This is a genomic window from Kitasatospora sp. CM 4170, assembly GCF_032110285.1.
Classification (GTDB): domain Bacteria; phylum Actinomycetota; class Actinomycetes; order Streptomycetales; family Streptomycetaceae; genus Kitasatospora; species Kitasatospora aburaviensis.
Map to the genome: position 1 here is coordinate 4241062 of NZ_CP134877.1, position 18478 is coordinate 4259539.

The window sequence follows — 18478 nt, forward strand, 5'->3', positions numbered from 1 at the left end:
GATGGACTACGTCAGCGCGATCGTCCCGCCGCTGGTCATGGCGGTCTTCTTCGGCTTCCTGGTGCGGGCCATCGTCCGCACCCAGGGCGGAGCCCAGAAGGCCAAGGAGGACCTGGTCGACTGACGCCGTCAGCCGCCCGCGAGCAGCCGCGCGCCGCCATTCCCGATTCCCGGGGGTGGCGGCGCGCCGGTTTGGCGGCACTTCACAAGATTTGCCCCATTCACTCCCTATCCTGGCCGCACTATGGTCCGGCAACTCGGCGAACTTGAGAACGCCATCATGACCCGGGTGTGGCAGTGGAACCGACCGGTCACGGTTCGCGAGGTTCTCCTGGATCTGCAGTCGGAACGCGATATCGCGTACACCACGGTGATGACCGTCCTGGACAAGCTCCACAGAAAGGGCTGGCTGCGCCGGGAGCGCGCCGGGCGGGCCTATCGATATGAACCGGTCTCGTCCCGCGAGGCCTACACGGCGGCCCTGATGAACGACGCCTGGGCGACCAGTGACAATCCCGCGGCGGCCCTGGTCCACTTCTTCGGCCTGATGTCGCCCGAGCAACGGGAGGCGCTGCGCGACGCGTTGCGGGTGGCCGCTCTGTTCCCGGCCGATCCGGCCCCGGCGGATTCCGCCGGGCCCCCGCCGGATACCGGGGAGACCGGGGAGGGGCCGGCGCGATAACGTCCCGCCATGGAGGTCACCATCCGCCGGGCGCGGACCACGGACGTGCGGGCAGTGCGCAGGCTCATCGACGCGTACTCGCGCGACGGCATTCTGCTCGACAAGCCGACGGTCACACTGTTCGAGTCCGTCCAGGAGTTCTGGGTCGCGGAACGCGACGACAACGGCGCGGTCGTGGCCTGCGGAGCGCTGCACGTCATGTGGGAGGACCTCGCCGAGGTCCGCACGCTCGCGGTCGATCCGTCCTGCCGCGGGCACGGGGTCGGGCACCTCCTGCTGGAGAAGCTGCTGCAGACCGCGCGCTGGCTGGGCGTCCGTCGGATTTTCTGCTTGACGTTCGAGGTGCCCTTCTTCGCGAAACACGGTTTCGTCGAGATCGGCGAGCTCCAGGAAACCGATGATGGTACGACAGACCCGGCGGCGATCGCTACGGATGTCTATGAAGAACTTCTCCGCTCGTACGATGAAGGTGTCGCGGAGTTCCTCGACCTGGAGCGGGTGAAGCCCAACACTCTGGGCAACTCGCGCATGCTGCTGCACCTGTGACCGCCCCCGGGGCCGGGCAGGGGTTTGTGTTTTCCGCGGAAAGGCGCTTTCCTTTCCTTAGGCAATGGGTCGTTTAGCGGAAAGGGAAGCCCGTGGCACAGAGGGTGCAGGTCATTCTTGAAGACGATCTCGACGGTGGTTCGGCGGACGAGACGGTGACGTTCGCGCTCGACGGCGTTGCCTACGAGATCGACCTGAAGAGCGCCAACGCGGACAAGCTGCGCGGTCTGCTGGCGCCGTACGTGGAGAAGGGCCGCAAGCAGAGCGGTCGGCTGGTCGGCGCCCGCCGCCCGGGCCGCAGCGCGGCTCCGCGGCCGTCCGGCAGCGCTCCGGACACCGCCAAGATCCGCGCGTGGGCCAAGGAGCAGGGCCTGGAGGTCAACGACCGCGGCCGGGTGCCGAGCAACGTCCGCGAGGCCTACGAGAAGGCCAACGCGTCCTGATCCCGGCGCCGCCGGACCGCCGGAGCGGGTGCGGGGCCCCGGCGGGCACCCGCGGCCTTCCGGCCACACGCACGGGGCGCGGAGGATCCTCCTCCGCGCCCCGCGGCACGCGGCCTGGCGGCCGCCGGCCCGGGCGCGGGTGCCCCTTCGGGCACCGCCGCGGCCGCCGGCCCGGGCGTCGGCCCGGACTGCCGGTCGGGCTGCGGCTCGGGCGGCGGAACAATCACGAGCTGTGCAACGCTGTAGGGGCGGAGCGGTAACGCCGACACCACCGGTATGGCCTACCGGCCGCAGCGGCCGCAGCTGAACCGCCGTCACCGCCGGCCGACTTCTCGCCAGGCGAACACCGCCACCGCGGAAACTGCGCGAGAACCGCCCCGATACCGGGTATGAATGCAGGTGGACGGGGTCCGACCACCCCGACCGGGGCAGTACGTGCGACCGACCGCAGGCCGCCCGGATCCGCCGAGGCCGGCGTTGTTCGCCGATGGCGTAGCGGTATCTGGTGCATCCGGCCCACCTGTGGGAACACCGTCTCCCAGCATCAGGTTGGGATTGGTGTCGGCTGGTCGCGCAGCATCTCGCTCCCGTAGGGGAGTGAATCCGTGGGCCGCGCCGCTGAGCGGGACTAGCATGCGGAAGGACAGGGCGGGGACCGACCCCGAACTGCCCGACCGCTCTGAGGAGCGATAAACGATGTTCGAGAGGTTCACCGACCGCGCGCGGCGGGTTGTCGTCCTGGCTCAGGAAGAAGCCCGGATGCTCAACCACAACTACATCGGCACCGAGCACATCCTCCTGGGTCTGATCCACGAGGGTGAGGGTGTCGCCGCTAAGGCCCTGGAGAGCCTCGGGATTTCTCTTGAGGCCGTTCGCCAGCAGGTCGAGGAGATCATCGGCCAGGGCCAGCAGGCCCCGTCCGGTCACATTCCCTTCACCCCCCGGGCGAAGAAGGTCCTGGAGCTGTCGCTCCGGGAGGCCCTGCAGCTCGGCCACAACTACATCGGCACCGAGCACATCCTGCTCGGCCTGATCCGCGAGGGCGAGGGCGTCGCCGCCCAGGTCCTGGTGAAGCTGGGCGCCGACCTCAACCGGGTGCGCCAGCAGGTCATCCAGCTGCTCTCCGGTTACCAGACCGGCGGCGGCAAGGAGTCGGCCACAGCCGGCGGGCCCGCCGAGGGCACCCCGTCCACGTCGCTGGTCCTGGACCAGTTCGGCCGCAACCTCACCCAGGCCGCCCGCGAGGCCAAGCTCGACCCGGTGATCGGGCGCGAGAAGGAGATCGAGCGGGTCATGCAGGTGCTGTCCCGCCGCACCAAGAACAACCCCGTGCTGATCGGTGAGCCCGGCGTCGGCAAGACCGCCGTGGTCGAGGGCCTGGCCCAGGCGATCGTCAAGGGCGAGGTCCCGGAGACGCTCAAGGACAAGCAGCTCTACACGCTGGACCTCGGCGCCCTGGTGGCCGGCTCGCGCTACCGCGGTGACTTCGAGGAGCGCCTGAAGAAGGTGCTCAAGGAGATCCGCACCCGCGGCGACATCATCCTGTTCATCGACGAGCTGCACACCCTGGTCGGCGCGGGCGCCGCCGAGGGCGCCATCGACGCCGCCAGCATCCTGAAGCCGATGCTGGCCCGCGGCGAGCTGCAGACCATCGGTGCCACCACCCTGGACGAGTACCGCAAGCACCTGGAGAAGGACGCCGCGCTGGAGCGCCGCTTCCAGCCGATCCAGGTCGCGGAGCCCTCGCTGCCGCACACCATCGAGATCCTCAAGGGTCTGCGCGACCGCTACGAGGCCCACCACCGGGTCTCCATCACGGACTCCGCCCTGGTCGCCGCCGCCACCCTGGCCGACCGCTACATCTCCGACCGCTTCCTCCCGGACAAGGCGATCGACCTGATCGACGAGGCCGGCTCCCGGATGCGCATCCGCCGGATGACCGCGCCGCCGGACCTGCGCGAGTTCGACGAGAAGATCGCCGACGTCCGCCGCGAGAAGGAGAGCGCGATCGACGCGCAGGACTTCGAGAAGGCCGCGTCCCTGCGCGACGACGAGAAGCAGCTCCTGCAGGCCAAGGCCAAGCGCGAGAAGGAGTGGAAGGCCGGCGACATGGACGTCGTCGCGGAGGTCAACGAGGAGCTCATCGCCGAGGTCCTGGCCACCGCCACCGGCATCCCGGTCTTCAAGCTGACCGAGGAGGAGACCTCCCGCCTGCTGCGCATGGAGGACGAGCTGCACAAGCGCGTCATCGGCCAGAAGGACGCCATCAAGGCGCTCTCCCAGGCCATCCGGCGCACCCGTGCGGGCCTCAAGGACCCGAAGCGCCCCGGCGGCTCGTTCATCTTCGCCGGCCCGTCCGGTGTCGGTAAGACCGAGCTGTCCAAGACGCTGGCCGAGTTCCTCTTCGGCGACGAGGACGCGCTGATCGCGCTCGACATGTCCGAGTTCTCCGAGAAGCACACCGTCTCCCGGCTCTTCGGTTCGCCCCCCGGCTACGTGGGCTACGAGGAGGGCGGCCAGCTGACCGAGAAGGTCCGCCGCAAGCCGTTCTCGGTCGTCCTCTTCGACGAGGTCGAGAAGGCCCACCCGGACATCTTCAACTCGCTGCTGCAGATCCTGGAGGACGGTCGCCTGACCGACTCCCAGGGCCGCGTGGTCGACTTCAAGAACACCGTCATCATCATGACGACCAACCTCGGCACCCGGGACATCTCCAAGGGCTTCAACCTGGGCTTCGCGGCCCAGGGCGACACCCAGACCGGGTACGAGCGGATGAAGGCGAAGGTCGGCGAGGAGCTCAAGCAGCACTTCCGCCCCGAGTTCCTGAACCGCGTCGACGACATCGTGGTCTTCCACCAGCTGTCCGAGGACGACATCATCCAGATCGTCGACCTGATGATCGCCAAGGTGGACGAGCGGCTCAAGGACAAGGACATGGGCCTGGAGCTCAGCGTCGAGGCCAAGAAGCTGCTGGCCAAGCGCGGCTACGACCCGATCCTGGGTGCCCGTCCGCTGCGCCGCACCATCCAGCGCGAGATCGAGGACCACCTCTCCGAGAAGATCCTCTTCGGTGAGCTGCGGGCCGGCCACATCGTGGTCGTCGACGTCGAGGGTGAGGGCAAGGAGGCCACCTTCACCTTCCGCGGCGAGGAGAAGTCCGCGGTCGCGGACACTCCGGCTGCTGTCGCCTCGTCCGGTCCGGACCTGACGAAGTAGCAACATTTAACAGACAACAGCAAACATTCTGAGCCCCCGGCGTTCGCGCCGGGGGCTCAGGCCGTTTTACGCGACGTCCCGAAACCTGTGATCCTGACCACGAAGCCGCAGGTCGGAGGCCCCCTCAGGGGCTCGTGCGAACACGATCGACTCAACTGTCATCATTAATGACAATGTTGTTGACGCTCCGTCATCTGATAGCAAGTCGCGGAGGATAGCGCTGTGGCCATGTCACGGTCAAGGTCTATCTTTTCCGTCCACGCTTGGATCAAATGTCCTCCACCTGTCTTTCATTGGTTTACCGGGAGGCCAAGAGCCGGCCGGTTTGGGGAGGACGTCACAACGTTGAAGATGACCAGGAAAGCCGCTGCGGCCGTCTCGGCCACGGCGGTCATAGCCGCGCTCGGCGCGGGCCTGCTCCCGGGCACGGCCGTCGCGGCCGGTTCCGCTCCGGTCCCGCAGGACCCGGCCGACGCTGTTCAGGTCAGCACTGAACACAACATCCCGGGCCCGCTGACCGCCAAGGTCGAGGCCGAGCAGAAGGCTGCCACCGAGCAGCTGCTCGCCGGGACCGCGAAGATCGAGGAGCACGGCGGCAGCACCAGCATCAAGCTGGGCAAGGACAAGTACGTCGAGCTGGCCCGCGAGCGCACGGACAAGATCTTCACCATCCTGGTCGACTTCAGCGACCAGGTGGACACCACCACGAAGACTCCGGACGGCAAGGTCAAGTACGGCGGCACCCCCGGTCCGGCGCACAACCAGATCGAGAAGCCCGACGCGGCGACCAACAACTCGACGCTCTGGCAGGCTGACTACAACCAGCAGCACTACCAGGACATGTACTTCAGCAAGACCCAGGACTCGCTGAAGACGTACTACGAGAAGCAGTCCTCGGGCCGCTACTCGGTCGACGGCCAGGTCACCGACTGGGTCAAGGTGCCGTGGAACGAGGCCCGTTACGGCTCGGACTACTGCGGCCAGCACGTCTGCTCCAACGCGCAGGACCTGATCCGCGACGGCATCACCGCCTGGGTCGCCGACCAGAAGGCCAAGGGCCAGACGGACGCTCAGATCAAGGCCACCATCGCGCAGTACGACCAGTGGGACCGGTACGACTTCGACCACGACGGCAACTTCAACGAGCCCGACGGTTACATCGACCACTTCCAGATCGTGCACGCCGGTGAGGACCAGTCGGCCGGCGGTGGCAAGCAGGGCACCGACGCGCTCTGGGCCCACCGCTCGTACGCCTACGGCTCCCAGCAGGGCTCGACCGGCCCGGCCGGCAACCTGCTCGGCGGCACCCCGGTCGGCAGCACCGGCATCTGGATCGGCGACTACACCATGCAGCCCGAGAACGGCGGCCTCGGTGTCTTCGCCCACGAGTACGGCCACGACCTCGGTCTGCCGGACCTCTACGACACCTCGGGCAGCGGGATCGACAACTCGGTCGGCTTCTGGTCGCTGATGTCCTCCGGCTCCTGGCTCGGCGAGGGCAAGAACTCGATCGGCGACATGCCGAACGACCTCGACGCCTGGAGCAAGCTCAAGCTCGGCTGGCTGAAGTACGACAAGGCCAAGGCCGGCACCGAGTCGACCCACCACATCGGCCCGGTCGAGTTCAACACCAAGCTGCCGCAGGCGCTGGTCGTCGACCTGCCGAAGAAGACCGTCACCACCGAGATCAACACCCCGTTCGCGGGTGGCAACGAGTGGTGGAGCGGCAGCGCGGACGACCTGAACGTCTCGCTGGCCCGTGACGTCGACCTGACCGGCAAGGCCAAGGCCTCGCTCACCGCCAAGGCCTGGTACGACATCGAGCAGGACTTCGACTACGGCTACGCCGAGGTCTCGACCGACGGCGGCGCCAACTGGACCGCCCTGGACGGCACCTTCAACGGCGTCGCCATCCCGAAGAACGCCGCCAACAAGGCCGGTCTGACCGGCAACTCGGGCGGCAAGTGGGGCGACCTGTCCTTCTCGCTGGACGCCTACGCCGGCAAGGCCGTCAAGGTCCGCTTCCACTACACCACCGACGGCGGTCTGCACCTCAAGGGCCTGGCCCTGGACGAGATCGGCATCACCGCCGACGGCGCCACCGTCTTCACCGACGGCGCCGAGAACGGTGACAACGGCTGGGCCGCCAAGGGCTTCTCCCGGATCACCGGCAAGTTCTCGAACGAGTACAACCAGTACTACATCGCCGAGAACCGCCAGTACCTCTCGTACGACCGCACCCTCCAGGTCGGCCCGTACAACTTCGGCTTCGGCACCACCAAGCCGAACTGGGTGGAGCACTACCCGTACCAGGCCGGTCTGCTGATCTGGCTGTGGGACGAGTCGCAGAGCGACAACAACGTCACCAACCACCCGGGCTCGGGTCTGATCCTCCCGGTCGACTCGCACCCGACCCCGATCAAGTGGGCCGACGGCAGCCTGATGCGTCCGCGCATCCAGGGCTACGACTCGCCCTTCGGCTCGCGCAAGGTCGACAGCCTGACCCTGCACAAGAACGGCGTCGAGACCGTCGTTCCGAAGGCCAAGGGTGTCGACGAGTTCTCCGACCTGAAGTCGTACTGGTCGAAGGACAACCCGTACAGCAGCGTCATCGTCCCGAAGACGGGCACCAGCATCGAGGTCGAGAACGAGTCCTCGAACTACCTGGAGACCTGGATCCGGGTCCGTCCGGTCGACAACTGATCGCACCGAGCAGTGACGATCAGCCTCTGACCAGGCGCCTCTGATGCACCGTCCGGCCCGTCCCCGCACCTGCGGGGGCGGGCCGGACGCCTTTCCGGGCGGCCCGGCCGGTCAGGCCCAGGCCCGGCCGGTCAGACCCGGCGGGTCAGTCCCCGTCCGCCCCCTGGGGCCGACGGCCCGGCAGCAGCGCGACGAAGGCCGCCACGGCCTCCACGACGTCCTTCTCCGTCCACTCCAGCGCGTCGGCCGCCACCGTCACCTCGGTCATCGACAGCCCCGGCAGCCCCCGCTCCCGCCAGCCGCCGAACAGCGCCGCACCGGTCTCCTCCACCAGCCGCAGCCCCGCCGTGTCCAGCTCCTCCGGGGAGTACGGGAGCCAGAGCTGGAACTGATGGGTGTGCGGCGGGGCCGGGTGGACCCGGGCTCCCGGGACCGCCGCGAACCCCTCGGCGAGCGCCGCCGCGACCGTCCTGGCGTGCGTCACGTACCCCGCCAGGCGCGGCAGTTCGCGGTCCAGGCCGGCCAGCGCGGAGAGCGCCACGGGCCACTGCTGGAAGAGCTGCCCGCCGTAGCGGTGCCGCCAGGCCTTGGCGGTCCGGACGAAGCCCTCCCGGCCGGCCAGCGCGGCGCCGCTGATCCCGCCGAGGGTCTTGTAGAAGGAGACGTAGACCGAGTCGGCCGGCGCGGCGACCTCCGGCAGCGGGCGGCCGAAATGCACCGCCGACTCCCAGATCCGGGCCCCGTCCAGGTGCAGCGCGGCGCCCTGCTCCTCCCGGACCACCGCGGCCACCGCCAGCAGGTCCGCCCAGGACGGCAGCACGAACCCGGCCTCGCGCAGCGGCAGCTCCACGATCATCGCCGCGTACGGCTCGTCGAAGGCGTGCAGCTCGGCCACGGTCGGCAGACGGGGCGCGGCCGTTGGCCAGACGCTGCGCAGACCGCTCAGCGCGGAGAGCGCCTGCCGCTCGTGCTGTTCGGTGTGCCCGAGCGGGTGCGTCGCGACCGTCCACAGGCCGGCCGCCTCGGCGTGGATCCGCAGCGCGACCTGCTGGGCCATGGTGCCGGTCGGGAAGAAGGCCGCGTCCTCGGTGCCGAGCAGGTCCGCGACCTTCCGCTCCAGGGCGCGGACCACGCCGTCGCCGTACATGTCCGGCCGCCGGTCCAGGTCGTACACGCCGCCGGCGTCCTCGGCCAGGTCGGCGAGCCGCTCGCGCATGCTCCGCGGCCGGGCGCCGGAGAGCAGCCGCTCGCAGCCGCGCAGCGCGGCGTAGCGGCGCTCCTGGAGGCTCGGGCCGTGGCCGCCCCCGGTGGATTCGCTCCTGTTGGGATACATGCGTCGATGGTCCCGCAGCGGGGGCTTCCGGTCAGCGGCGCGGACACCGCGAGCGCCGCCGGCGCGGCCCGGGGCCGCGTGGGCCGGTCCCGGGCGGGCTCCGCAGGCTGCTCGGCGCACCTCGTACAGCGGCTCTGCGGGGCCCTGGCGGGCCGCAAACCCCGGCGGCGGGTGGCACTGGTCACAGGCGGCCCGGACGGTACGAGCGGCCGTAGTAGGAGCGGCGGAGGGGCCTCGTGGGCGACTCCGACCCCGAACGGACTATCCGATCGAATGATCGTTACTCCGTCAGCTTGAATCTCCGGAGCGACGCTGACTACACGCCGTAGTAGGTCACACCGTTTGGGACTCCGCTCGGTGACGGTTACACCTGAGTGGTCCCCCGCTCAGCACGCCCGAACGGGCTCGTTGTGCTGTCCCCGTACGTCCGTGAGGTTGAGCTTCCGATGTCCTCCGTCCCGCCCATGGGGCCGGCCCTCCGCCGCCTCGCCGCCCGCGCGGCGACCCAGGCGGCGGCCTGGCAGCCCCGGCTCGGCCACGCCGTCCGCACCCACGCCGCCCCGCTGCGCGCGCTGACCACCCCGCGGCACACGCTGGCCGAGGGCCCGCTCCGGGCCGCCCGGCACCGCACCGCCACCGCGGTCGGCGCCAGCGCGGTGATACTGTCCGGCGCCCTGCTGGTCGCCGCCCCCGGCAGCGCCTCGGCGCATACGGTCATACCCACCACGCCCGGCAGCTCGGCGTTCACCGCCCCGCAGGGCGCGGCGCCCGCCACGGGCGTGGTCCAGGTGGCCGGCCCGAGCCCGTACAAGCTGGCGCACGACCAGGAGTCGGCCCAGCAGGACGTGGCGGTCGCCGCCAACCTGCAGGCCCCCGAGCCGCCCGCCGCCCCCGCGGCGTCCCAGGACCAGGCCGCCCCGGCCGAACCGGCGCCCGCGCCCGCCCCGGAGCCCGCCCCGGCCCCGGCGCCCGCCCCCGCTCCGGCCCCCGCCCCCGAGTGGTCCGCGCCCGTGCCGGGCGCGCCGACCAGCAACCCGTACGGCGTGGCCAACCCCGAGTACGCGGCCGGCTACCACACCGGGGTGGACTTCGCGGTCGCCCCGGGCACCCCGCTGCTGGCCGTCGGCAACGCCACCGTGGTCTCGGCCGGCTGGGACGGCGCCTACGGCAAGGAGGTCGTGCTCCGGCTCGCCGACGGGCGGTACGCGCAGTACGCGCACATGTCGTCGATCTCGGTGTCGAAGGGCGAGAAGGTGTCGGCGGCCGAGCAGATCGGCCGGTCCGGGAGCACCGGCAACTCGACCGGGCCCCACCTGCACTTCGAGATCCGCTCCAGCAACCACTACGGCGCGGTGATCAACCCGATCGCCTACCTCTCCGGGCACGGGGTCACCGGGTTCTGAGACACCGTCCGGGACTCTCGGGGCGGCCGGGTCACCGACCCGGCCGCCCTTCGGCCTGCGTGGCGGCGGGCCCTGCGCGCGGCCGACCGGTGAGCCGGTGTCAGACGGCCGCCGTTGGGTGGTCGATCAGACCGCCGTCGCCGGGTGGTCGATCAGAGCGCCGATCTCCAGCGCCACCCGCTGGGCGGCCGCCATCGCCTCCTCCAGCGTGGCCACCTTCACCGGGGCGTCGTCGGCGTGCCCCTCGGCCTCGCACTCGGTGATGTCCTGCTTGAGCAGGAAGAGCGCCGAGTTGATGGTGAACAGCGACATCGCGGCGCGCAGCCGGTCCTCGAAGGTGGCGTCCGGGCCGTGCACCAGCCGGACCATCGCGATCATGCGGTCCCGGAACTCCAGCCCCGCGGCCGAGTCGCGCAGCGCGGGCTGGTTCTCGTGGAAGAAGCGCAGCAGCGGCGCCCGCTCGGACATGCCGGCCGCGAACCGCCGGATCAGCTCGTCGCGCAGTCCGGGCGACCAGGGCTGCGTCCGGCCCCAGGCGATGGTCTCGTCGATCGGCGCGGCCATGCCCTCGATGATGCCGTGGACGATGTCGTCCTTGGTCTTGAAGTGGTAGTACAGCGCCGCCTTGGTGACGCCGAGCCGGTCGGCGATCTCGCGCAGCGAGGTCTGCTCGTAGCCCTGCTCGGAGAACAGCTCCAGTGCGACCGCGATGATGCGGGCCCGGGTGTCGCTGCGCGGGCTGTGCGTCGTACCCATGGCCTGCCTCATGCGTCGGTCGGAGTGCTGCGTTGGCCGGGCCCGGCTTCCGATGCCCGTCCCCCCGGCCACATTCTCCCTGCCCGGGGGGCCGTCGGAGAAACTGGCTTGACGACCGGCTAGTGGACAACCTACCGTGCCGACGGTCCACAAAACTAGCCGGGCGACAAGTAAGTAGGCCGAGCAAGCGGCCAGCCCGACCGTCCGATCCAGTCCGGGAGACACCACCCCATGTCACAACCGAAGTCCGCCGACCCGGCACCGGAGAAGAAGGCAGCCGAGGAGGAGGAGCCCGTACGCTCCCCCCGCGAGATCCGCCTGGTCATGATCGGCCTGGTCGTCACCATGCTGCTGGCCATGCTCGACAACCTGATCGTCGGCACCGCGATGCCGACGATCGTCCGCGACCTCGGCGGCGCCGAGCACCTCTCCTGGGTGGTCACCGCCTACATCCTCGCCACCGCCGCCTCCACCCCGATCTGGGGCAAGCTCGGCGACCTGTACGGGCGCAAGGGCACCTTCCTCACCTCGATCGTGATCTTCCTGGCGGGCTCGGCCCTCTCCGGCCTCTCGCAGAACATGAACGAGCTGATCGGCTTCCGGGCGCTGCAGGGCCTGGGCGCCGGCGGTCTGATGGTCGGCGTGATGTCGATCATGGGTGCGCTGGTCCCGCCGCGCGACCGCGGCAAGTACCAGGGCATGTTCGCCGCGGTGATGGCGCTCGCCACCGTCGGAGGCCCGCTGATCGGCGGCTTCCTCACCGACCACCTGAGCTGGCGCTGGACCTTCTACATCAACCTGCCGCTCGGCGTGGTCGCGCTCGCCGTCGTCGTCGTCACCCTGAAGCTGCCGAAGGTCCACAACAAGGCCCGGATCGACTACGTCGGCGCGCTCCTGCTCACCACCGGCATCACCGCGCTCACCCTGATCACCACCTGGGGCGGGCAGGACTACGCCTGGGGCTCCAAGCAGATCCTGGGCCTGGCCGCGCTGGCCGCCGCCACCCTGATCGCCTTCTGCTACGTCGAGCAGCGGGTCCAGGAGCCGATGCTCCCGCTCGACCTGTTCAAGAACCTGAACTTCACCCTGGTCTCGCTGATCGGCTTCATCGTCGGCTTCGTGATGTTCGGTGCGACCGTCTTCCTGCCGCTCTACCAGCAGACCGTCCAGGGCGCCTCGGCCACCAGCTCCGGCCTGCTGCTGATGCCGATGATGTTCGGCATGCTGGTCATCTCGCTGGTGGTCGGCCAGGCGGTGACCAAGACCGGCAAGTACCGGATCTACCCGATCATCGGCACGATCGTGATGACCGGCGGCATGCTCCTGCTCTCCACCATGGGCACCGAGACCAGCAGCTTCACCTCCGCCTGCTGGATGGTCGTGCTCGGTGCGGGCATGGGCTTCCTGATGCAGATCACCATGCTGGTCGCGCAGAACAGCGTCGAGCTCAAGGACATGGGCGTGGCCAGCTCCACCGCCACCCTGTTCCGCACCATCGGCGGTTCCTTCGGCGTCGCGCTGTTCGGCGCGCTGTTCAACAGCCGGGTCACCGAGACCATGAAGGAGCGGCTCGGCGATGCGGCCGCGAGCGGCGGCAAGGCCGACCCGAACCAGGTGAGCCTGGAAACACTCAAGGCGATGCCCGCCCCGGTCCAGGACGCCTACCACCACGCGGTGTCCAACGGCATTCACACCGTCTTCCTCTGGGGTGCCGCGGTCGCGGTGATCGCGGTCGCCGCATCGGTCTTCATGCGCGAGGTCCCGCTGCGGGGCGCCGGCGCCCCGTCGAAGGACGGCGACGGCGGCAAGGCCGCCGAGCCCAACGCCGAGGCCGTCGCGATCTGACGCCGGCCCGGAGATCCCCCCTTCCGCCTCGGGAGGGGGGATCCGCGTTTCCGGGGCCGGCGCTCTCGGGGCCCGCGCTCTCGGGGCCGGCGCTCTCGGGGCCCGCGCTCTCGGGGCCCGCGGTCACGGGGCCGCCGGTGCGGGGCCTCCGCTCTCGGGGCCGGCAATGCGGCCGTACGGTGCGGCGTGCGGTGGGGTGGGGTGCGCGGTCCAGGGTGGCCCCGCCGGCGGCTCGGGGCTACTGCGGGAGCCGGTAGACGCCCTGCTCCACCGGCTCGACCAGGCCGTCGGCGACCAGGCCGTCCAGTGCCCGCGCCCGCTGCACCGGGTCCGGCCAGACGGCGTCCAGCCGGGCCTGCTCGACCGTGCCGTGCTCGGCCCGCAGCACCGCGAGCAGCTTCCCGCGCACCTGCCGGTCGGTGCCCTCGTACGACTGGCCTCGCCGCGCCGGGCCCTCGTAGGGCGGGCAGCCGGCCCGCTGCCAGGCGCAGGCGGTGAACAGCGGGCAGTCGCCGCACTCCGGGCCGCGGGCCGTACAGACCAGTGCGCCCAGCTCCATCACCGCGACCGCCCACGTCGCGGCCGTCCCGGTGTCCGCGGGCAGCAGCGCGGTCGCCGTGCGGCGCTCGGCCGCCGTGGTGGCCTGCGCCGGGTACTCCACCCCGGTCACCGCCCGGGCGAAGACCCGGCGGACGTTGGTGTCCAGCACCACGTGCCGCTGGCGGAAGGCGAAGGACGCCACGGCGGCCGCCGTGTACTCGCCCACCCCGGGCAGCGAGAGCAGCGTCGCGTGGTCGTCCGGGACCTCTCCGCCGTGCTCCCCGGTGATCGCCACCGCGGCCGCGTGCAGCCGCAGGGCGCGCCGCGGGTAGCCCAGCCGCCCCCACATCCGGACCGCCTCGCCGGGCGCCTCGGCGGCCAGGTCGGCCGGGGTCGGCCAGCGCTCCAGCCACGCCGCCCACACGGGCAGCACCCGCTTCACCGGGGTCTGCTGGAGCATGAACTCGCTCACCATCACCGCCCAGGGCGTGGCCTCGGGGGTCCGCCAGGGCAGGTCGCGGGCGTTGGCCTCGTACCAGCCCAGGACGGTCGAGTGCAGCACCGGCAGCGGCAGCGCGAGCGGGACGGCGGGGGTGTCCGCCCCGGCCGGGCCGGCGGCGGTGGCCGGGCGGGCAGCGGGGCGGGGGACGGCGGGGGTGACGGTGGTGGCAGCCATGGCCCTTCGATCCTCCCATGCCGACCCTGCCGACCGAAGCGGAGTGGCGAGGTCCGCATCGCACCCGAAAACCCCCGATCAGCCTCGCCCGAACGGCGCAAATGGCGGATCATGTGAAGGAAGGGGCGACTGTGCGGTGTTGGTGCGTCAAGGGGCACACACTGTCTCGTAGAGTTTGGGCGTGCCCTCTCTCCGTCAACCCGTCGGACCGCTGCCGGCCTCGATCTACTGGCGCCGACGCCTCGTCGTCGCCGTCGCCGTCGCCGCGGTCATCGCCCTGGTCTACTGGCTGATGTCCGATCAGGGCGGCGGTGACGGCGGATCGGCGGGCAAGGCCGCGCAGGCCGCGCCGTCCCAGACCCCCGTCCAGGCGATCACGCCCGGTGCCTCGCCCAGCGGCCCCGCGAACAACTCGCGTCCCGGCAGCGGCGGGAGCGGCGGCGGCAGCACGGGCGGCGGGGCGGTCTCCGGCTCCGGTGGCGGCGACGTCAGCCTCAGCACCGGCGGCACCTCCGGCGGCGGCGCCAACCCGGCCCCCACCGGCGGCGGGGCGACCGGGGGCGGTGCGGCGGCCGGCGGTACGAGCGGTGCCGGCGGGGCGACCGGTGGCACGGGCGGCGGTGCCGGCGGCACCGGCGGGACGCCCCCGGTGAACACCTCCGAGGTGATGGCGCTGCCGGTCTGCGTCTCGTCCCAGGTCACGCTGGAGCTGGCCGGCGCCCAGAACGCCTACCAGCCCAAGGACAAGCCGAAGCTGGCGCTGACCGTGCACAACGCCTCCGGCGCCAACTGCCGGGTGGACCTCGGCCGCACGGCCTCCGCCATCACCGTGACGGCGAGCAACGGCGACCGCATCTGGTCCTCCGGCGACTGCCCGCAGGACCGGGGCAGCAGCTGGGTGCAGATCCCGGCGAACGGCAGCCTGACCGAGACCTTCACCTGGGACCGCGTCCGCAGCAAGCCGCAGTGCGCCACGGCCGACCCGGCCCCCGCGCCCGCCGGGAACTACCTGGTGGTCGCCGAGCTCACCGGCCTCTCCGGGGGCCAGGCCTCGGCGCGCTCCTCGATCCGCCTGGAGAACTGACCACTCCTCAACTCCCGCGGTACCGCAGATCGTCGTCCCGTTCGCCCCGGCCGGTTCCCGCGCCGGGGCGTCGGCGTTCTCCGAGGGCGCGGCGACGCGGGTGACCCGGGTGACGGGCGGCGGGGCTGGCGGGGGTACGGGGCCTCGGACGCGGCGACGCGGTGGGCCCGGGAACGCGAACGGCCCCGGGGATCGGTGGATCCCCGGGGCCGTTCGGGCAGGTGTTCGCCGGCGCCCGGCAGGTGCTCGGCGGCGTCGGGCGCTCGCGGCGCCGGCTGCTCGCGGCGCCGGCTGCTCGCGGCGCCGGCGTCAGACGTAGCGCTCCAGGATGGACGATTCGGCAAGGCGGGAGAGGCCCTCGCGGACCGAGCGGGCCCTGGTCTCGCCGACGCCCTCGACCGTCTGCAGATCGTCGATGCTGGCCGCCAGCAGCTTCTGCAGCCCGCCGAAGTGCTCGACCAGCCGCTCTATCACCGTGTTGGGCAGCCGCGGGATCTTGGCCAGCAGCCGGTAGCCGCGCGGCGAGACCGCCGAGTCCAGCGACTCCGGCGTGCCCGAGTAGCCGAGCGCCTTGGCGACGGTCTGCAGGTCCAGCAGCTCGGCGTGGGTCAGCGCCTCCAGGTCGGCCAGCACCTCGTTGACCGTCCGGCCCTTCTTCGCGGCCCGCTCCGGGAAGTAGTCCCGGGCGACCAGCTCGCGCTCCGGCTCCACACCCGCGATCAGCTCGTCCAGCTGCAGCGAGAGCAGTCGGCCGTCGATGCCGAGCTCCAGCACGTAGCCGGCGATCTCGGTGGCGATCAGCCGGACCATCTCCAGCCGCTGGGCCACCGCGGTGACGTCCCGGACCGTCACCAGGTCCTCGATCTCCAGGGCGGAGAGCGTGCCGGCCACCTCGTCCAGACGGAGCTTGTACCGCTCCAGGGTGGCCAGCGCCTGGTTGGCCCGGGAGAGGACGGTGGTGGAGTCCTCCAGCACCCGACGGGTGCCGTTGACGTACATCGCGATCAGCCGCATCGAGTGCGAGACCGCGACCACCGGGAAGCCGGTCTGCCGGTTGACCCGCTCCGCGGTGCGGTGGCGGGTGCCGGTCTCGTCGGTGGGGATGGTCGAGTCCGGCATCAGGTGGACCCCGGCCCGGACGATCTTGGTGATGTCCTTGTCCAGCACGACGGCGCCGTCGAGCTTGCACAGCTCGCGCAGCCTGGTCGCGGTGAACTCCACGTCCAGGACGAAGCCGCCGGTGCAGATCGACTCGACCGTCTTGTCGAACCCGAGCACGATCAGACCGCCGGTGTTGGCCCGCAGCACCCGTTCCAGGCCGTCACGCAGCCCCGTGCCGGGGGCGATGGCGGTGAGGGAGGCCCGCAGCAGGGCCTCCTCGCGGGAGGACTTGTCCGCCCGGTCGCTGGCTGCCACGTGACTCCTCCGGTCGACCCCGTACCGCGCGCCTCGCGCGGTGCGCCGGCCTACGGTCTGTTGCTCTGTCGCTTAGTACTGCCTTATCACCAATGAGACAGGGGAAAGTCTAACTGCGACCGGCATCGACAGGGCTTGGGTCAGCGCAGTTCGTCGGAGTCGAGCGGCTCCCACCCCTCCATCAGCTCCTCCGGGTAGGCGGCGACAGGGGCCGGGGCGGCGGCCCGGCGCGGGGTGGGCGGCGCCGACGCGGCCTCACTCCGCGGCTTCGCGGCCCGACGGCGGCCCGGGATGGCCCGCAGCGCCTCGCCGATGTCCGCCACCTCGACCACCTTCATCCCGGCCGGCACCTTGCCCGGGTCCGGCGGGACCAGCGCGTGGGTGAAGCCCAACCGGTGCGCCTCGGCCAGCCGCCGCTGCACACCCGTCACCCGCCGGACCTCGCCCGCCAGGCCGACCTCACCGATCGCCACCAGGTTGCTCGGCAGCGGGGTGTCGGAGGAGGAGCTGGCCACGGCCAGGGCGACCGCGAGGTCGGCCGAGGGCTCGCTCAGCTTCACCCCGCCGACCGTCGCGGTGTAGATGTCCTGCTTACCGAGCTTGACCCCGCCGTGCCGCTCGACCACGGCCAGGATCATCGCGATCCGGGGCGACTCCAGGCCGGAGGTGGTCCGGCGCGGGGACGGGATCTGCGAGTCCACCATCAGCGCCTGCACCTCGGCGACCAGCGGGCGCTTGCCCTCCAGGGTGACGGTCAGGCAGGTGCCCGGGACGGGCTTGTCACGCCTGGTCAGGAAGAGGCCGGACGGGTCCGCCAGGCCGGCGATGCCCTCGTCGTGCAGCTCGAAGCAGCCCACCTCGTCGGTGGCGCCGTACCGGTTCTTGACCCCGCGGATGAGCCGCAGCCGGGCGTGCCGGTCCCCCTCGAAGCTCAGCACCACGTCCACCAGGTGCTCCAGCAGGCGCGGGCCGGCGATCTGGCCGTCCTTGGTGACGTGGCCGACCAGCAGGGTGGCCATGCCGCGCTCCTTGGACGCCCGGATCAGCGCGTTCGCCACCTCGCGGACCTGGGCCGGTCCGCCAGGCGCGCCGTCCAGCTCGGCGGAGGCGATGGTCTGCACCGAGTCCAGGATCAGCAGGCCCGGGTTGACCGCCTCGATGTGGCCGAGGACGGCCCCGAGATCGGACTCGGCGGCGAGGTAGAGGTGCTCGGAGAGCGCGTTGATCCGGTCCGCGCGCAGCCGGACCTGCCCGGCCGACTCCTCGCCGGTCACGTAGAGCGTGCGGTGCTGCGCGCTGGCCGCCTTGGCCGCGACGTCCAGCAGCAGGGTGGACTTGCCGACGCCCGGCTCGCCGGCCAGCAGCACCACGGCGCCGGGGACCAGGCCGCCGCCGAGCACCCGGTCCAGCTCGGGCACGCCGGTGGAGCGGGCGGTGGCCACCTGGCCGTCGACCTGGGCGATCGGGCGGGCGGGCGCGCTGACCGGCCCGGCGGCCGTCGTCCGGATCGGCACCGCGCCGTACTCCTCGACCGTGCCCCAGGCGTTGCACTCGGGGCAGCGGCCGACCCATTTGGGCAGCTGGTTGCCGCACTCGGTGCAGCGGTACGCCGGGCGCGGCTTGGCGGTGGTCTTGGAACGGGCAGCCATGCGGTCACCGTAGCGCCTGGGTACGACAACGCGGGTCCGGCGGTGGCCCGGGTGCCGTGGTGGGGCCGTGGTGGGGCCGTGGAGGGGCGGGGGTGGGGCCGTCGGGTGGCGCGGGTGCGGGCCCGGGTCCGGGTCCGGCTGCGGAGGTCCGCCGGTCCACGAACGGGCGATGTTGTTACCCGAAAG

At 71.4% G+C, this 18478-nt stretch carries 14 protein-coding genes; 9 read left to right on the forward strand and 5 right to left on the reverse strand.

Annotated features, from left to right (window positions below):
- Nucleotide 1: 1 nt before the first annotated feature.
- The 6 genes from RMN57_RS17900 to RMN57_RS17925 all read left to right on the forward strand — a co-directional run bounded on the left by RMN57_RS17900 (nucleotide 2) and on the right by RMN57_RS17925 (nucleotide 7590).
- Nucleotides 2–124, forward strand: coding sequence for a hypothetical protein (locus tag RMN57_RS17900; RefSeq protein WP_255752688.1), 123 nt, complete (start codon nucleotides 2–4; stop codon nucleotides 122–124).
- Between the two features lie 120 nt (nucleotides 125–244).
- Nucleotides 245–682: a BlaI/MecI/CopY family transcriptional regulator gene (locus RMN57_RS17905; RefSeq protein WP_313764359.1), complete on the forward strand. Its 438-nt coding sequence runs from the start codon at nucleotides 245–247 to the stop codon at nucleotides 680–682.
- A 9-nt stretch (nucleotides 683–691) separates the two neighbouring features.
- Nucleotides 692–1228 (forward strand): amino-acid N-acetyltransferase, encoded by a 537-nt coding sequence (locus RMN57_RS17910; RefSeq protein ID WP_313764360.1) that lies wholly within the window; start codon nucleotides 692–694, stop codon nucleotides 1226–1228.
- Nucleotides 1229–1320: 92 nt separating this feature from the next.
- Nucleotides 1321–1671: an Lsr2 family protein gene (locus RMN57_RS17915; RefSeq protein WP_313764361.1), complete on the forward strand. Its 351-nt coding sequence runs from the start codon at nucleotides 1321–1323 to the stop codon at nucleotides 1669–1671.
- 696 nt (nucleotides 1672–2367) lie between these two features.
- The gene (locus tag RMN57_RS17920; RefSeq protein ID WP_238863651.1) at nucleotides 2368–4887 is read left to right on the forward strand and encodes an ATP-dependent Clp protease ATP-binding subunit; all 2520 of its coding nucleotides are present in this window, start codon (nucleotides 2368–2370) and stop codon (nucleotides 4885–4887) included.
- Between the two features lie 351 nt (nucleotides 4888–5238).
- A complete protein-coding gene (locus RMN57_RS17925; protein ID WP_313764362.1) occupies nucleotides 5239–7590 on the forward strand; it encodes an immune inhibitor A domain-containing protein in 2352 nt (783 codons plus the stop codon).
- Between the two features lie 145 nt (nucleotides 7591–7735).
- On the opposite strand, the gene RMN57_RS17930 is transcribed toward RMN57_RS17925, so the two are convergent.
- A complete protein-coding gene (locus tag RMN57_RS17930) occupies nucleotides 7736–8923 on the reverse strand; it encodes a beta-eliminating lyase-related protein (RefSeq protein ID WP_313764363.1) in 1188 nt (395 codons plus the stop codon).
- Between the two features lie 446 nt (nucleotides 8924–9369).
- On the opposite strand from RMN57_RS17930, the gene RMN57_RS17935 reads away from it, so the two are divergent.
- Nucleotides 9370–10326 carry a M23 family metallopeptidase gene (locus tag RMN57_RS17935; RefSeq protein WP_313764364.1) on the forward strand — a complete coding sequence of 319 codons (957 nt, stop codon included), beginning with the start codon at nucleotides 9370–9372 and terminating at the stop codon, nucleotides 10324–10326.
- A 126-nt stretch (nucleotides 10327–10452) separates the two neighbouring features.
- Here RMN57_RS17935 and RMN57_RS17940 read toward each other — a convergent pair whose 3' ends face one another.
- Nucleotides 10453–11082, reverse strand: coding sequence for a helix-turn-helix domain-containing protein (locus RMN57_RS17940; protein WP_313764365.1), 630 nt, complete (start codon nucleotides 11080–11082; stop codon nucleotides 10453–10455).
- 231 nt (nucleotides 11083–11313) lie between these two features.
- Here RMN57_RS17940 and RMN57_RS17945 point away from each other — a divergent pair, with 231 nt between their 5' ends.
- The gene (locus tag RMN57_RS17945; protein ID WP_313764366.1) at nucleotides 11314–12927 is read left to right on the forward strand and encodes an MDR family MFS transporter; all 1614 of its coding nucleotides are present in this window, start codon (nucleotides 11314–11316) and stop codon (nucleotides 12925–12927) included.
- A gap of 238 nt (nucleotides 12928–13165) precedes the next feature.
- On the opposite strand, the gene RMN57_RS17950 is transcribed toward RMN57_RS17945, so the two are convergent.
- Nucleotides 13166–14143 (reverse strand): A/G-specific adenine glycosylase, encoded by a 978-nt coding sequence (locus tag RMN57_RS17950; RefSeq protein WP_313764367.1) that lies wholly within the window; start codon nucleotides 14141–14143, stop codon nucleotides 13166–13168.
- A gap of 181 nt (nucleotides 14144–14324) precedes the next feature.
- On the opposite strand from RMN57_RS17950, the gene RMN57_RS17955 reads away from it, so the two are divergent.
- Complete coding sequence (locus tag RMN57_RS17955) at nucleotides 14325–15227, forward strand: hypothetical protein (RefSeq protein ID WP_313764368.1); 903 nt, start codon at nucleotides 14325–14327, stop codon at nucleotides 15225–15227.
- Between the two features lie 309 nt (nucleotides 15228–15536).
- Here the strand turns inward: RMN57_RS17955 and disA are convergent, their stop codons facing one another.
- Nucleotides 15537–16595, reverse strand: a complete 1059-nt coding sequence (gene disA, locus RMN57_RS17960) for a DNA integrity scanning diadenylate cyclase DisA (protein WP_313767872.1) — start codon at nucleotides 16593–16595, stop codon at nucleotides 15537–15539.
- A 188-nt stretch (nucleotides 16596–16783) separates the two neighbouring features.
- Nucleotides 16784–18292 carry a DNA repair protein RadA gene (gene radA / locus RMN57_RS17965; protein WP_313764369.1) on the reverse strand — a complete coding sequence of 503 codons (1509 nt, stop codon included), beginning with the start codon at nucleotides 18290–18292 and terminating at the stop codon, nucleotides 16784–16786.
- Between the last annotated feature and the right edge of the window lie 186 nt (nucleotides 18293–18478).

Coding starts and splice junctions, on each gene's coding strand:
- RMN57_RS17900 (WP_255752688.1), top strand. CDS start 2: ATGGACTACGTCAGCGCGATCGTCCCGCCGCTGGTCATGGCGGTCTTC.
- RMN57_RS17905 (WP_313764359.1), top strand. CDS start 245: ATGGTCCGGCAACTCGGCGAACTTGAGAACGCCATCATGACCCGGGTG.
- RMN57_RS17910 (WP_313764360.1), top strand. CDS start 692: ATGGAGGTCACCATCCGCCGGGCGCGGACCACGGACGTGCGGGCAGTG.
- RMN57_RS17920 (WP_238863651.1), top strand. CDS start 2,368: ATGTTCGAGAGGTTCACCGACCGCGCGCGGCGGGTTGTCGTCCTGGCT.
- RMN57_RS17925 (WP_313764362.1), top strand. CDS start 5,239: ATGACCAGGAAAGCCGCTGCGGCCGTCTCGGCCACGGCGGTCATAGCC.
- RMN57_RS17930 (WP_313764363.1), bottom strand. CDS start 8,923: ATGTATCCCAACAGGAGCGAATCCACCGGGGGCGGCCACGGCCCGAGC.
- RMN57_RS17935 (WP_313764364.1), top strand. CDS start 9,370: ATGTCCTCCGTCCCGCCCATGGGGCCGGCCCTCCGCCGCCTCGCCGCC.
- RMN57_RS17940 (WP_313764365.1), bottom strand. CDS start 11,082: ATGGGTACGACGCACAGCCCGCGCAGCGACACCCGGGCCCGCATCATC.
- RMN57_RS17945 (WP_313764366.1), top strand. CDS start 11,314: ATGTCACAACCGAAGTCCGCCGACCCGGCACCGGAGAAGAAGGCAGCC.
- RMN57_RS17950 (WP_313764367.1), bottom strand. CDS start 14,143: ATGGCTGCCACCACCGTCACCCCCGCCGTCCCCCGCCCCGCTGCCCGC.
- radA (WP_313764369.1), bottom strand. CDS start 18,292: ATGGCTGCCCGTTCCAAGACCACCGCCAAGCCGCGCCCGGCGTACCGC.